15 protein-coding genes and 1 other annotated feature are annotated in these 14,937 nt (G+C 41.1%); of the genes, 8 read left to right on the top strand and 7 right to left on the bottom strand.

Annotated elements, in window-relative coordinates:
• Positions 1–7: 7 nt before the first annotated feature.
• Complete coding sequence (acsA, locus tag NST57_RS14455) at positions 8–1,732, top strand: acetate--CoA ligase (RefSeq protein ID WP_341298752.1); 1,725 nt, start codon at positions 8–10, stop codon at positions 1,730–1,732.
• A gap of 59 nt (positions 1,733–1,791) precedes the next feature.
• Positions 1,792–2,028, top strand: a binding site (T-box leader).
• 53 nt (positions 2,029–2,081) lie between these two features.
• On the top strand, positions 2,082–3,350 hold the full coding sequence (gene tyrS, locus NST57_RS14450) for a tyrosine--tRNA ligase (protein ID WP_341298751.1): 1,269 nt from the start codon (positions 2,082–2,084) through the stop codon (positions 3,348–3,350).
• Positions 3,351–3,504: 154 nt separating this feature from the next.
• On the opposite strand, the gene NST57_RS14445 is transcribed toward tyrS, so the two are convergent.
• The gene (locus NST57_RS14445; RefSeq protein WP_142155753.1) at positions 3,505–3,843 is read right to left on the bottom strand and encodes an antibiotic biosynthesis monooxygenase; all 339 of its coding nucleotides are present in this window, start codon (positions 3,841–3,843) and stop codon (positions 3,505–3,507) included.
• A 209-nt stretch (positions 3,844–4,052) separates the two neighbouring features.
• On the opposite strand from NST57_RS14445, the gene NST57_RS14440 reads away from it, so the two are divergent.
• The 3 genes from NST57_RS14440 (at position 4,053) to NST57_RS14430 (ending at position 5,651) form a co-directional block, all read left to right on the top strand.
• Positions 4,053–4,694, top strand: a complete 642-nt coding sequence (locus NST57_RS14440; RefSeq protein WP_142155752.1) for an alpha/beta fold hydrolase — start codon at positions 4,053–4,055, stop codon at positions 4,692–4,694.
• Positions 4,695–4,789: 95 nt separating this feature from the next.
• The gene (locus tag NST57_RS14435; RefSeq protein ID WP_142155751.1) at positions 4,790–5,002 is read left to right on the top strand and encodes a hypothetical protein; all 213 of its coding nucleotides are present in this window, start codon (positions 4,790–4,792) and stop codon (positions 5,000–5,002) included.
• A 79-nt stretch (positions 5,003–5,081) separates the two neighbouring features.
• Positions 5,082–5,651, top strand: a complete 570-nt coding sequence (locus NST57_RS14430; RefSeq protein ID WP_142155750.1) for an isochorismatase family protein — start codon at positions 5,082–5,084, stop codon at positions 5,649–5,651.
• 128 nt (positions 5,652–5,779) lie between these two features.
• Here NST57_RS14430 and NST57_RS14425 read toward each other — a convergent pair whose 3' ends face one another.
• Positions 5,780–6,223 carry a hypothetical protein gene (locus tag NST57_RS14425; RefSeq protein ID WP_341298750.1) on the bottom strand — a complete coding sequence of 148 codons (444 nt, stop codon included), beginning with the start codon at positions 6,221–6,223 and terminating at the stop codon, positions 5,780–5,782.
• Positions 6,224–6,490: 267 nt separating this feature from the next.
• Between NST57_RS14425 and NST57_RS14420 the strand changes: the two genes are divergently transcribed.
• Positions 6,491–6,577, top strand: a complete 87-nt coding sequence (locus NST57_RS14420) for a putative holin-like toxin (RefSeq protein WP_017358303.1) — start codon at positions 6,491–6,493, stop codon at positions 6,575–6,577.
• Between the two features lie 303 nt (positions 6,578–6,880).
• Here the strand turns inward: NST57_RS14420 and rpsD are convergent, their stop codons facing one another.
• Together rpsD and NST57_RS14410 are read right to left on the bottom strand one after the other, a co-directional pair.
• Positions 6,881–7,483, bottom strand: a complete 603-nt coding sequence (gene rpsD / locus NST57_RS14415) for a 30S ribosomal protein S4 (RefSeq protein ID WP_142155749.1) — start codon at positions 7,481–7,483, stop codon at positions 6,881–6,883.
• A gap of 310 nt (positions 7,484–7,793) precedes the next feature.
• The gene (locus NST57_RS14410; RefSeq protein ID WP_341298749.1) at positions 7,794–8,294 is read right to left on the bottom strand and encodes a GAF domain-containing protein; all 501 of its coding nucleotides are present in this window, start codon (positions 8,292–8,294) and stop codon (positions 7,794–7,796) included.
• Positions 8,295–8,420: 126 nt separating this feature from the next.
• On the opposite strand from NST57_RS14410, the gene refZ reads away from it, so the two are divergent.
• The gene (refZ, locus tag NST57_RS14405; RefSeq protein WP_142155747.1) at positions 8,421–9,086 is read left to right on the top strand and encodes a forespore capture DNA-binding protein RefZ; all 666 of its coding nucleotides are present in this window, start codon (positions 8,421–8,423) and stop codon (positions 9,084–9,086) included.
• On the opposite strand, the gene hisJ is transcribed toward refZ, so the two are convergent.
• Complete coding sequence (gene hisJ / locus NST57_RS14400; protein WP_341298748.1) at positions 9,056–9,871, bottom strand: histidinol-phosphatase HisJ; 816 nt, start codon at positions 9,869–9,871, stop codon at positions 9,056–9,058. The two genes, refZ and hisJ, sit on opposite strands and share 31 nt — an antisense overlap.
• A gap of 338 nt (positions 9,872–10,209) precedes the next feature.
• Between hisJ and ezrA the strand changes: the two genes are divergently transcribed.
• Positions 10,210–11,913, top strand: coding sequence for a septation ring formation regulator EzrA (ezrA, locus tag NST57_RS14395; RefSeq protein WP_341298747.1), 1,704 nt, complete (start codon positions 10,210–10,212; stop codon positions 11,911–11,913).
• A gap of 41 nt (positions 11,914–11,954) precedes the next feature.
• Here ezrA and brnQ (NST57_RS14390) read toward each other — a convergent pair whose 3' ends face one another.
• Both brnQ (NST57_RS14390) and brnQ (NST57_RS14385) read right to left on the bottom strand, forming a co-directional pair.
• Entirely contained in the window at positions 11,955–13,298 is a 1,344-nt protein-coding gene (gene brnQ, locus NST57_RS14390) for a branched-chain amino acid transport system II carrier protein (RefSeq protein WP_148943419.1), read from the bottom strand.
• Positions 13,299–13,512: 214 nt separating this feature from the next.
• Entirely contained in the window at positions 13,513–14,856 is a 1,344-nt protein-coding gene (brnQ, locus tag NST57_RS14385) for a branched-chain amino acid transport system II carrier protein (RefSeq protein ID WP_142155743.1), read from the bottom strand.
• Positions 14,857–14,937: the final 81 nt, after the last annotated feature.

The raw sequence follows: 14,937 nt of genomic DNA, 5'->3' as shown, positions 1-14,937 counted from the left end.
CTGTTTGATGAAAGTGGAAACGCTACCATCAGTAAAAGGGGACTATCATTTAAATGATTATGAGCAAGCATACAAAGAATTTTCATGGGAGGAAGCGAGAAAAAATTTCTCTTGGTATGAAACAGGAAAAGTAAATGCAGCTTATGAAGCGATTGACAGACATGCGGACTCGTTTCGTAAAAACAAGGTGGCGCTTCATTACAAAGATTCACAGCGGGATGAAAAGTATACGTTCAGGGATATGAAAATCAAGACAAACAAAGCAGGAAATCTATTAAGAGAACAGGCACATGTGCAAAAAGGGGATCGCGTGTTTATCTTTATGCCAAGATCACCTGAGCTCTATTTTCTACTGCTTGGTGCTGTTAAAATTGGTGCGATCGTTGGTCCGTTATTTGAGGCATTTATGGAAGGTGCCGTCAAAGATCGTTTAGAAAATAGCGAGGCGAAGGTGATTGTGACAACGCCTGATCTGCTTGAGCGGATTCCATTTGCAGAACTTCCAAAACTTGAATCTGTCATCATTGTCGGCGGTGAAAAAGAGGATGCAGGTGGTGTGCGGACGATTCACTTTGAAGAAGCATTTGAACAGGCAGCGAAGGAACTTGAAATCGAGTGGATGGATGAGAAAGATGGATACCTGCTTCATTACACCTCAGGGTCCACTGGTACGCCAAAAGGTGTGCTCCATGTTCATGGTGCAATGGTGCAGCAAGGCCAGACGGGTAAATGGGTACTTGATTTGAAAGAAGAAGATGTCTACTGGTGCACAGCTGATCCAGGCTGGGTAACAGGGACGGTGTACGGTATTTTTTCTCCGTGGTTGAATGGAGCGACGAATGTCATTTTAGGCGGCAGGTTCAATCCTGATACGTGGTACGAAACCATCGAATCGCTTGGTGTGACCGTTTGGTACAGTGCACCGACAGCCTTCAGAATGCTGATGGGAGCCGGAGACGATCTCATTCAAAAATATGATCTCAGCTCACTCCGTCATGTGTTAAGTGTAGGAGAGCCTCTTAATCCAGAAGTCATTCGCTGGGGAGACGCTGTATTTGGCAAACGAATTCATGACACTTGGTGGATGACAGAAACAGGTGCACAGCTGATTTGTAACTATCCATGCATGGATATCAAACCAGGGTCAATGGGGAAACCAATTCCAGGCGTTGAAGCTGCGATTGTAGATAATGCCGGAAATGAACTTCCGCCATACCGGATGGGGAACCTTGCCATCAAAAAGGGCTGGCCGTCTATGATGCATACGATCTGGAACAATCCTGAAAAATATGAATCTTACTTTATGCCGGGAGATTGGTATGTTTCAGGAGATTCAGCTTATATGGATGAAGATGGATACTTCTGGTTCCAGGGACGTGTCGACGATGTCATTATGACGTCAGGAGAGCGGGTCGGTCCATTTGAGGTAGAAAGTAAACTGGTGGAACATCCGGCCATTGCAGAGGCTGGTGTCATCGGAAAACCAGATCCTGTGCGCGGTGAAATTATTAAAGCATTTATAGCGCTTAGAAGCGGATACGAACCGACAGATGAGCTGAAAGAAGAGATTCGTACGTTTGTGAAAAAAGGACTCGCTGCACATGCAGCACCGAGAGAAATTGAGTTTAAAGACAAACTGCCAAAAACACGCAGCGGTAAAATTATGAGACGTGTGCTAAAAGCGTGGGAACTGAATTTACCTGCAGGCGATCTCTCGACAATGGACGATTAATCACTTCCGTCAGTTGACTTGATATCAAAAGTATGTTAAAAATGACATTAGTTGAATATGAAAAGGTTTTGACTGAGATTCAGTAGAATCATCTTTCCCTGTCCAAGAGAGCTGACGGCTGGTGCGAGTCAGTACAAAGAGATATTCGAATTACCCTCACGAACCGCTTTTACGAAAAGGAGCATGCATGTTGCCTGATTAGTGAAAGAACGGATCTGTCCGTTATCAGTGTAAGTGAAAAGACGTTTGTTTTGTCTTTTAAGCAGGGTGGTACCGCGATATATATCGTCCCTTCGTTCATTCGAAGGGGCGTTTTTTATGTTGAATTGTAAAAAAAGGAGATTTGGATATGAGTCAATTGATGGAAGAATTATCGTTCAGAGGATTAATTCAGCAACAAACAGATGAAGAAGGTTTAACAAAATTATTAGCAGAAGAAAAAATCAAGCTATACTCCGGCTTTGATCCAACAGCTGACAGCTTGCACATTGGTCACTTACTGCCAATTTTAACATTGCGCAGATTCCAAGAAGCAGGCCATCACCCGATTGCACTTGTTGGCGGCGCAACTGGACTGATTGGTGACCCAAGTTTCAAAAAAGCAGAACGTTCACTAAACCCAGCGGAAATCGTCGAACAGTGGTCTGATAAAATCAAAGGCCAACTCTCTCAATTTCTTGATTTTGAAGCAGGTGACAACCCAGCTGTCATCGTGAATAACTTTGACTGGATCAGCCAAATGAATGTGATCACGTTCCTTCGTGATATTGGAAAGAACTTCGGTGTGAACTTCATGCTGGCAAAAGATATCGTCAGTTCACGTATTGAAACAGGGATTTCATACACAGAATTCAGCTATGTGATTCTGCAATCGTTAGACTTCTTGAACCTTTACAGAAATGAAAACTGTAAACTGCAAATCGGCGGAAGCGACCAGTGGGGAAATATCACATCTGGACTTGAGTTGATCCGTAAGTCTGAAGCAGAAGGCGCAAAAGCATTTGGTCTCACAATGCCGCTTGTCACAAAAGCAGACGGCACAAAGTTTGGGAAAACAGAAGGCGGCGCCATCTGGTTAGATAAAGAAAAAACATCACCATATGAATTCTACCAATTCTGGATCAACACAGATGACCGTGATGTCGTGAAATACTTAAAATACTTTACGTTCCTATCAAAAGAAGAGATCGCATCGTACGAAGAAAAAGTGCAAACAGCCCCTGAAAAGCGTGAAGCACAGCGCCGTTTGGCAGAAGAAGTCACAACACTTGTGCATGGCCGTGAATCACTAGAACAGGCTGTCAACATCTCAAATGCGCTATTTAAAGGTGAGATCAAATCTCTTACAGCAGAAGAAGTGAAAGTAGGCTTTAAAGATGTGCCATCAATGGAGAAAGACAGTGCAGAAGAATTAACACTTGTTGATGTTCTTGTCGAATCAAAACTGTCTCCATCAAAACGTCAAGCACGTGAAGATATCACAAACGGTGCCGTCTACATCAACGGAGAGAGACAAACCGACAAAGACTATGTCCTTTCAGCAGATGACCGAATTGAAAACCAATTTACGGTCTTACGAAGAGGGAAAAAGAAATACTTCCTTGTGACGTATAAATAAATAGCAAGTATCATTGAAGTGCACCTCAAATGTTCGTATGTGGGGTGCTTTTCTTTTTTTAGAAGCAGGAATGACGATGAATGCTGCTTCAAGTTCAAGCGCCTGTTAAAAAAGAGGCCCACTATTTTGCATGGCCTCATTCATTTGCTTCTTTTTAAAGGAGTGAATGTTTGTTTGTGTAATCATGTTCCACCTTACAAATTCGGGTTGTATAGGATTCGTACCAATCTGTTTGACCCTTTTTTTGAACACGCTGATGCGCTGTATGTTCTTTCCATTCTTTGATTGCTGCTAATGAATCCCAATAAGATACAGTGATCCCAACACCATGCTCATCTCGTACACTTTCTATTCCAAGAAACCCGTCTAGGTCTTTCGCTAATTGTTCCATTCTTTGAGCAGCAGCAGCGTATTCTTTCTGCTCAACATTCGTTCGTTTTGATGTGAAAATGACTGCATAGTAAGGTGGTGCAGGTGTTTGAGTAAATAGCATCTAGTAGAGCCTCCTTTTGTCTATTCACATTATATATGAAAGATAGAGAGGCCCGTAGTCTTTTTTGTTTTAATTGAAAAAAGGCCATGGTGCTTTTTCATTATGAATTGTGCTGTAAAATCATCTGATAAATATTACCTTGTTCACTTTTCTGTCATATTTTTCTTGTTTAAAATAGAGACGTATCAGAAAAATAAGGGGGAATGAACATGATCGTTTTAAAGAAAAGGAGTTTGCAAATTCTGATTGCGCTTGCATTAGTGGTTGGATCAATAGCCTTCATCCAGCCGAAAGAGGCCAAAGCGGCTGAGCATAATCCGGTTGTAATGGTACACGGCATGGGTGGTGCGTCTTATAACTTTGCTTCGATCAAACGATACTTAGTATCAAAGGGATGGGATCAAAACCAACTTTTTGCAATCGATTTCATAGACAAAACAGGCAATAATCTGAACAATGGCCCGAGGCTCTCTAGATTCGTGAAAGATGTACTAGCCAAAACGCGCGCCAAAAAAGTAGATATTGTGGCTCATAGTATGGGCGGTGCGAACACATTATACTATATTAAAAACCTAGACGGCGGAGACAAAATTGAAAACGTCGTCACACTTGGTGGAGCGAATGGACTCGTTTCACTCAGAGCATTACCAGGCACCGATCCAAATCAAAAAATTCTTTACACTTCTGTCTATAGCTCAGCCGATCTCATCGTCGTCAACAGCCTCTCTCGCTTAATTGGCGCAAGAAACGTCCTCATCCACGGCGTTGGACATATCGGTCTATTAACCTCAAGCCAAGTCAAAGGCTATGTGAAAGAAGGATTGAATGGCGGAGGACAGAATACGAATTAAAAAATCAAAAAGACAGCGGTTTGTGCTGTCTTTTTTGATGTCATGGTTATATGGGTGCTGCTAGGTGATGGAGAAGATTTTTAGGAGGATAAAAGATGACGCAAAAACTCAAATATGCTTTCTTGGGCTACTTTCTCTATTTCCCATGTTCATTTCTGATCATCTATATGATCTGGATGGCAATCGTCAAATCAGTGCAATGGGCAGAAGTCATATCTAATTGTACATCCATCATTGGTATCTATTACTTAATAGCCAGTGTGTGGTTTGTCTTTTTCCTGCAAAAACAGACAAAACATCGTACATAGCCAAATAAAAACATGTACAAATCAACCACCATTCCTTACACTACATATAATGAACGAGAATCTTTGGAGGTGGGTATTTGTGCAACATCATCAAAAGGCTTTGATTATGGTTGATGTACAGAAAGCATTCGAGCACGAAAAATGGGGAGAACGGAATAACCTAGATGCAGAGAAGAACATCAGTCGTCTATTGACGTTTTGGAGAAAAAAAGGATGGACAGTCATTCATATTCAGCATACATCGGATCAGCCGCACTCCTTATTTCATCCAGCAAATGAAGGACACTCCTTCAAAGAGATCGCCAAACCGCTAGATGAAGAAATGGTGTTACAAAAGAAAGTTAACAGCAGCTTTATAGGTACAAACTTAGAGGAACAACTAAGATCATACAAGATCGACACTGTTGTGATCGCAGGATTAACAACACCGCACTGCGTATCTACCACAACAAGAATGAGTGGAAACCTAGGCTTTGAGACATACCTCATGTCAGATGCAACAGCCGCCTTTGGACTCACAGATCAAACCGGTACATATTATGACCCAGAAACGATCCATCGCCTTTCACTTGCAACACTGCATGACGAATTTGCGACTGTCCTGACAACAGAGCAGCTGATCACAAATTGGGCAAGCAAAAGCTCCTAGAATCATCTCTAGGAGCTTTTTGCCTGTTCATCCAGCGGCTGTTTTCGTTGTTCAATACTTGAGTATATGAGATCAATTCCAATAAATAAGAAGCTGACGAAGAAAGAGAAAATGAGTGTACCGTGCTCCTAAATGGAGATATTTACTAATTTCATGTGAAGGACATACTTAATCGAGAGGTGTAAAACGATCCAAGAACTGATCCACTCCAAAGCAAAAGTCAGCCATGAAGGGAATTTGAGTAAATAAGCCAGCCCTTTGCCTATGAAAAGAAGAAAAGGCGACCAAAAAACCACGATTCCACTCACCAATAAAGAGAACGAGATGAAAGAGAAAAATGAATCATATGTGATGTAATCTCCAAAAAGATAGTTTATCCCTAAAGCAACGATGCACAGCATGGCACTTGGAACAGCGATCACGAGGCAGAGAGAAAAATAAAGCAGTAATATGAACGATATCGTAGCCAATAGGTTTGGTGGTGCATCTATGACCTGCTTTTTTCTTAAAAGAGAATAGGCGAAAATAGACAAGAAAAAGAGAACGAAAATCATGACTATGGTAAAAAACATGGAATTCCTCCAGCTTAGTGCGTTAGAAAAAAATCTCTATCATCATTGTACCAATAGACAAACGGCAGCTAAATGATATTTTTTTCCTATAGTTGCATGTGGGAATGACAATCACGTAATGAAGCGTGAAGGTGGTTATGATGCGAAGAAAGGTTTTTGAATATGGAAGGTAACTTCCAATGTTTTCATGTATAATAGAGAGCGTACAAATGTACGGCGTACTCAAAGGTGGTCTTGGCTAAATCCCCTTGAAAGGGGGTGCCGCCTATGTCAACTTTTCAAGCATTGTCCCTTATGTTTTTGTTTGGGATGTTTATTCTTGCTTTGTTGACGTATATAGACAAAAAGAAATAGACCACCCTTTGAGCCTAGACAACTTGTAGGGTAGGTCCATTTATTGTGTACCTTCTAGCCAGCTCACTTTGAGCCAAGCATTTGTGCATTGCTAGGATGTGACAGCATCCTGGCTTCTTTTAATTTTACGCTACATCTATTTGTATTATAACATAAAAAGGATTTTATTAAACACTGTCATACATACACTCTTATCATGTTAGGTGTTAGAACAAGATGGAACACAAACAAAAAACCCTAGAAATCCTTGAACAATCAAGGTCTCTAGGGTTTGTTTGATCACTCTCTGAGAGAGTCATGAAATTAACGAGAGTAGAACTCAACGATTAATTGTTCGCTGATTTCAGGCGCTAATTCAGAACGCTCTGGAAGACGAGTGAAAGTTCCTTCAAGCTTTTCAGCATCGAAAGTAAGGTATTCAGGTACGAAGTTGTTTACTTCAACTGATTCTTTCACAACTGTAAGGTTTTGAGATTTCTCACGAAGAGCAATCGTTTGACCTGGCTTCACAGAGAAAGATGGGATGTCTACACGGCTTCCATCAACAAGGATGTGACCATGGTTTACTAGCTGACGAGCTTGGCGGCGTGTACGAGCAAGGCCAAGACGGTATACTAGGTTGTCAAGGCGAGTTTCAAGAAGGATCATGAAGTTTTCACCTTGTTTACCAGGAAGTTTAGCAGCTCTGTCAAATAGTGTACGGAATTGACGTTCGTTGACACCGTACATGTGACGAAGCTTTTGCTTCTCTTGTAATTGTAAACCGTATTCAGATAGTTTTTTGCGTTGTCCTGGACCATGTGGGCCTGGAGCGTAAGGGCGTTTTTCAAGTTCCTTACCTGTTCCGCTTAATGAAATGCCTAAACGGCGGGAAATCTTCCAACTTGGACCTGTATAGCGAGCCATAATGTGACTCCTCCTTATTGTTTTTATTTGTGAAAAATAAAAACCGTCTGTTCTTTGTCTTTTCCGTCATTATGTTTTCATGCATCCTCGCTCCAGCAGCAGGGAGTTACAAGATGCACCTCCATATAGAAGGAACAAAATGATACAAAAAAGCCGAACAAAAAGGCTGCCATATTTCACACAAACTCTATTATATGACGCCAGGTAGGAGAAGTCAACCTATTTAAAGAGGAGAATGTCAAACGTGGTCTGCATTCATCCGGGAAGAAAGCAAAACAAAAAAGCAGACACATTGTCTGCTTTTCAAGCATCATGACGCATCAGTAGATGCTGATAACGCATTTTGGACAACCTCTGTAAATTGAACTAAGTACATTTCATCTATTTCATTGAAACGATCTTTCACTGGACTATCAATATCGAGTACCCCAATGATTTGTCCATTTACTTTAAGTGGGATCACAATTTCAGATTGCGATGCGGCATCACATGCAATATGACCAGGGAATGCATGCACATCAGCGATACGCTGTACATCACCTGTCGCAAATGCTGTACCACAAACCCCTTTTCCAGAAGGTATGCGTACACATGCGGGCAGTCCGTTGAATGGACCAAGCACAAGCTCTCCGCCTTTTGCTAAATAAAATCCTGCCCAATTGACTTCAGGAAGCGAGTGATAAAGCAGCGCCGCAGCATTGGCTAGGTTGGCAATGAGATCAGGTTCACCATCCGTAATCGCTTCTACTTGCTTGATGAGTAATTGATAGTCTTTCGATGGATCGCCAGACTGTTTTTCGACATGAAACATGAAAATCTCCTACTTTCTATCTTAAAAATACATAACTTGCGTTTCACATGTGGGATTTGTCGAGCAATGATTAAAGGAACTGCCGCCTTCACCTTGAAGTATGTACACATGAAGAGGGGGGAGCGGATGAAAACATCAACAACCGTGCAAACAAAAGACCGTATTATTGAAGCTGCCATCAGACTTTTTAACCAAAAAGGATTTTCTGGAACCTCTGTCCGTGAGATTGCGAAGGAAGCAAACGTCAACGTTGCCCATATATCGTATTACTTTCAAGGAAAAGGAGGGCTGCTCGAGCAGCTTGTATCCGATTTTTATGAAGGCTATATTCAGATGATTGAATCGCACATCCAGCACATGGAAACCCGTCATGCAAAAGAATGTTTACTTCATGTGGTTTTTGATATTTTATCTTATCAGCATGAAAATCGTCAATTAACCCGTTTCGTTTATCGAGAGGTGACCATTGATTCAACGCTGATCAGGGAAATCATGTCCACCTATTTAACAAAGGAAAAATACTTGTTTCAGCTCATCATTGAAAAAGGAAAAAGCACCCATGTGATTTGTAAGCAGCTGTCACTCTCATCATTTATGATCCAGCTAAAATCACTTCTAATGATGCCATATTTGCAGCCGCAATATTTAACTGAGGTGCTTTATATCAACCCAAACGAGACTTACTTTTATCAAACGTATTATAAGGAACTGAGCCGGTCACTTCATCATTTGTTAGAACCAAATGAACCCGCACTTGATCCTCACCTGAAACTCATGATGTCTTCAAATTGATCATAGGCATACCCGAGATCTTCCGCTTGATGGGCATCAGACCCGAATATGAGCGGAATTTTTTTCTGTTTTGCAAGATCAATCATCCATTGATCTAAATAGATACTTCTGGCATATGTTTTACGAAGACCTGATGTATTAAAATCTAAGGACATGCCTTTTTTTGCCGTTTCTTCAAGACAAAGGGTCACCCTTTGACATAGTTTTGACGACATTTCATATGGAAAAAGCTGTTTGAATTTCTGGACAAGGGTGATATGACCGATTCTCTTTGGCTTATATGGACCTAAAGATGATAGAATAGAAGAATGAATTTGGTCATAGTAGCTTTGATAGACGTGTTCGGTGCTGCCATAGATGCTGATCAGCTGCTTAAAGGCGTGCTCATCAAAATCAAGACAAATATAATCATCGCCAGCAGGAAGAAAGTGAACAGATAAAATGCTATCGTCTAGTTCAGGACCGTAGTAGTCTAAAAAGGCACTTGTTTCCTCTTCATACTCTTTGATATAGTCGACCTCAAGCCCAGTTTTTACTATTAACTGTCCTTTATATTCCTGTTTCAGCTGTGCCAGCTTCGTCAAATAGGCTTCAAGGTCTTGAAGCTTCATGGCACTATCCTGCTCAGGCGTTGGATCTCGAAACGAAGGAGGCAGCGGGGCATGCTCGGTAAAGGTGATGGAATCAAATCCCTTTTTCATCGCTTTTTCAATATAAGATTGAAAAGGATCAAGCGTACCGTGCGGGCAAAATGGCGTATGTAAATGTGCATCTTGTTTCAACATGTCGTCACCTCTTGTCGATATTTTGAAAAACGTCATGTTTATCAGCGAAAATAATGAAAAATCATGACCAAAAATGTTGGTTACATGGTATCATAATAACAATGAAAACGACAGCTTCCGCATACATAAAAGCAGGTCACATCAATGCATGTGATCAAATGATAGAAAGCCTAAATGACTTTCTTGAAAAAACATACATAAAACCGTGAATGGATCGTATTGGGAAAATATACAATCCTGCTTATAAAAAAACAAATGCAAAGCGGACACGAAAGGGTTCTCAGGTCTACTCGGGACACTACCCTGACATCACTTAGATCACAACAAGGGGGCTCATTATGGAGTTTATCATCGGTTTAATTGTCATTTTGCTTGCTTTGTTTTCAGTCGGTTATTTCCTCAGAAAAAATATATATAAAGAGATTGACCGATTGGAAGCATGGAAAATTGAAATTTTAAACAGATCAATTGTAGAAGAAATTTCAAAAATCAAACATTTAAAAATGACCGGAGAAACAGAGCAGTTTTTTGAAAGATGGCGTGCAGAGTGGGACGATATCGTCACAGCCCATCTTCCAAAGGTAGAGGAGCTACTATATGATGCAGAGGAGTATTCTGATAAATATCGATTCTCCAAAGCGAAGCAAGTTCTTGCACATATAGGAGATCTCCTTACCGCTGCTGATTCAAACATCGAAGACATTTTAAAAGAGATTGCAGACCTTGTCACAAGTGAGGAGCAAAACCGAAAAGACATCGAGAAGGTCAAAGAGCAATATCAAACGGTTCGAAAAAATCTGCTTGCGTACAGCCATTTATACGGCACCCTTTATGACAAAATGGAGCAGGACTTGGATGAGGCCTGGGAAGGGATCAAGCAGTATGAAGAAGAGACAGAAAACGGAAACTACATGACAGCAAGGAAAATTTTGCTTGAGCAAGACCGCAGACTCGACCAGCTTCAACTATATATCAATGATGTACCAAAGCTCATCGCTGACTGCAAGCAAACTGTGCCAGGTCAGCTGACGAAGCTGAAAGACGGTTATAAAGAAATGACAGACAAAGGCTACAAGCTAGAGCATATCCAGATCACAAAAGAGCTGGAGAACTTGAATAAACAGCTGAGCCGGGCGGAGAAGCTGCTGATTGATGAACTCAATTTAGATGAAGCATCAAGCATTCTGCAAATGATTGATGATGCGATTCAGACGCTGTATGATCAGCTGGAAGCAGAAGTAGAAGCAGGTCAAGAAATCAAGAGCAAAATGCCTGAGCTGACCGAGGCATTTGAAAAACTTGAACAAGATCACACGCAGACAAAGGCAGAAACGGCTCTTGTGAAACAAAGCTACAAGCTGACAGCCGGAGAGCTGGATCAGCAGAAAGCCTTCGAAAAACGATTAGAAGAAATTGAAAAGCTCATGAAGCAAATACGAGAGAAGCTTGATCGTGACCATGTCGCATACACATTATTAATGGATGAAATCAACCAGCTTGAGACCTTTATCGAGGATGCAAAAACGCTTCATGAAGCGTTTAAAGAACACCTTCAATCGTTACGAAAAGAAGAATTACAGGCAAGAGAAACATTGGCTGAACTTAAAACCATGCTGACAGATACAGTGCGCCAGTTGCACAAAAGCAACATTCCAGGTGTACCTGCTGACATCAAAGACCGTGCTGAAAAAGCGCAGGAGATGATTCAGCAAGTGCAGGAGCAGCTAGAGAATTTGCCGCTGAATATGCCAGCAGTGAACCAGCAATTAAAAGAAGCCTCTGAAACAGTCAGACATGTGGTTGATGAAACACATGACATGCTTCGTAAAGTGGATCAAATTGAACGGATTATACAATACGGCAACCGGTTTAGAAGTCAAAACCACATTCTTTCAGAGCAATTAAAAGAGGCAGAACGAAGATTTTATGCCTATGATTATAACGATTCATTTGATGTGGCAGCAGCAGCTGTCGAAAAAGCATCACCTGGAGCCGTTCAGAAGCTTTTAACTCAGCAAGAAAAAGAATATCAGCATCAATAAAAAAAGCTGAAGTCCATTTTAGGACTTCAGCTTTTTCCATGTTATGAAGCTTGCTTTTGACGTTCTTCTGAAGCAGAAGAAGTGAAAAGAGAGATCACAAATCCAATCACGACTCCGAGTATGGCAGGCATAATCCAGCCAATGCCAAGGTCATATAGCGGCAAGATCGTTTGAAAGAGATCTTTCACAGGACCAATCGGCAGTTTCGCCGCTGCTAAACCGTCAAACAGACTGACGCAGCCAGTTAAAATCAAAGTAAGGACATACACAGGTCTTCTATGACCAAGCCATTTGTCAGCAAGTGATAAAACAATAATCACAATCGCTAACGGATAAATCGCAGTTAACACAGGTACTGAAAAAGCGATAATATGAGCAAGTCCAAAATTTGAAATGATAAAACTGAATAATGTGACGAGTGTAACGACCATTTTATAAGAAAGTTTAGGTAATAAATTTGAGAAATACTCTCCGCACGATGTCACGAGACCGATACTTGTCGTTAAACAGGCAACCGTAATCGCAGCACCTAGCACAATATTTCCTAAACTGCCAAAAAGGAATTGCGAGGACTGAGCCAAGATTTTACTGCCATCTCCAACAAAACCAATGGCGTGTGTACTTGAAGCGCCTAAATAAGCAAGTGATAAATAAACAAATGTTAATCCACATGCTGCAATCAGACCTGCTTTGATACAAGCAGATGTCAGTGCCTTTTTACTTGTCACACCGCGTCCTTTAATGGCGTTGATGACAACAACCCCAAACACAATAGATGCAAGAGCGTCCATGGTTTTATAGCCTTCTAAAAACCCTTTGAAAAATGATCCATTGCTATAGGATACATCAGGTGTGCCAATGACGCCCATCGGCGTTAAAATGGCTTTAACAATAATAATAAAAATAATCGTAAATTTAATCGGTGTTAACACTTTCCCTACACGATCCACAATTTTCGTTGGATTTAGCGCAAGATAATACGTAATACCAAAAAAGGCCAGTGTAAATAAAAGAAGTGAGAGCCAAGCTGGTACACCAGCTAAAAAGGGTAGTGCACCAATTTCATATGAGACCGTTCCTGTTCGAGGAATAGCGAAAAGTGGCCCGATAGATAAATATAAAATGACGGTAAACGCTGTTCCAAAAGCTGGGTGAGCTTTATCAGCTAATCCTTTCGCATCTCGACCTGTCAAAGCGATTGCAATAATCCCTAGAAGAGGTAAACCGACACCTGTTAATAAAAATCCGCCCATTGCTTTCCACACATTTTGCCCAGCATATTGCCCAAGCTCTGGTGGATAAATCATATTACCGGCGCCGAAGAATAGAGCAAACAGCATAAAACCTATGATAACCGTATCTTTCGTCGACAAAGTTGCCTTCATTGCATTTAAAGCCTCCATTATTATGTTGAAATATTCTGTTAATTAGTTGCTAGGTAACCGTTCATCATTAACAATCACTAATTATAAAGGATGTACGCCTGATGTCAACATGTGTTTTCGTACAAAAGTCATGAATTTTTCTATTTTAGTATATGAAGAACAATAAAAAAACATCCCCTTCTTCTTTGGAAGGGGATGTTTTGGCTTGTGATGATTATGAGGCAAGTTGCTTTGGTGGGCTGGTAAATATGGAAATAAGTACACCAATCACAGCACCGATAATAGCTGGTATGATCCAGCCAATGCCTAAATCGTAAAACGGAACAATTGATTTCAAGATGCCAGGCAATCCGCCTAGATTCACTTCGGCAGCTAATAATCCATCAATGATGGCAAAGAAACCAGTAAAGATGAGAGAAGTGATATAAATAATTCTTCTGCCGTTAATCCAGCGATCAAGGAATGACAATAAAATAATCACAATGGCCAGTGGATAGATGGTCACAAGAACTGGAACAGATAGTGAGATGATCTGTGCGAGTCCAAGGTTTGCAACCAGTGTACTAAATAAAGATACGATCAGAACGACTGTGCGATAAGACAGGCTAGGGAAGAGCTTTGAAAAGTATTCTCCACAAGATGAAATAAGTCCAACACTAGTCGTTAAACAAGCGAATAAAATGGCTGCGCCAAGAACAATGTTACCAGCAGAACCGAATAAAAAGTTGGCAGAAAGTGAAAGCAGTTTGCCGCCATCATTTGCTCCAACCATTCCTGTGGCATCGGGGCTTGAAGCACCCACATAAGCAAGTGAAATGTACACGAGTGCCAGTCCAACAGCTGCTACGAGTCCTGCCTTAATACAAGCTGCTGCAAGAGATTTTCGCTCTGTGATGCCTCTGTCCTTAACAGCTGTCACTACGACGATTCCAAATACGATAGAAGCAAGTGCATCCATTGTTTTATAGCCTTCTAAAAATCCAGTGAAAAGCGGATTTGCCTCATATGTTTTATCTGGAGCACCGATCATTCCCATTGGCGTAGCAATGGCCTTAATGACAATAATAGCAATAACAGTTAATAAGATCGGTGTCAAAATTTTACCAATACGATCAACCAGCTTTGAAGGATTTAACGCAAGCAAGTATGAAATAGTGAAAAACACTACGGTAAAGATGAATAGTGGTACCCATGAAGTGGCTTGGGCACCTGAGAGAAATGGTGCTAATCCTATCTCATACGAAACCGTACCAGTTCGCGGAATGGCGAAAAATGGTCCAATGGATAAATACAGAATCACGGTGAAGATAGTCCCGAATTTAGGGTGTGCTTTATCGGCAAGGCCTTTGGCTCCGGTACCTGTAAGGGCGACAGCAATAACCCCTAATAGTGGAAGACCTACGCCTGTAAGTAGAAATCCGCCGATGGCAAGCCATACGTTTTCACCAGCATATTGTCCAAGAACAGGCGGGAATATCATATTTCCTGCGCCAAAGAATAATGCAAAAAGCATTAGTCCGATAGCCAATGTTTCTTTTATACTTAAACTATTTTTCAAAATAGTCCCTCCTCAATCAGTGTATTGTGTCAAATTTAAATATTCTGACAATTTAGGTATTTATATGACAATTGCACTATG

The sequence above is a fragment of the Bacillus sp. FSL M8-0077 genome, from assembly GCF_038050255.1.
Classification (GTDB): domain Bacteria; phylum Bacillota; class Bacilli; order Bacillales; family Bacillaceae; genus Bacillus; species Bacillus altitudinis.
Note: the sequence above shows the minus strand (reverse complement) of the source record. Positions and strands in the feature narration are given on the sequence as shown.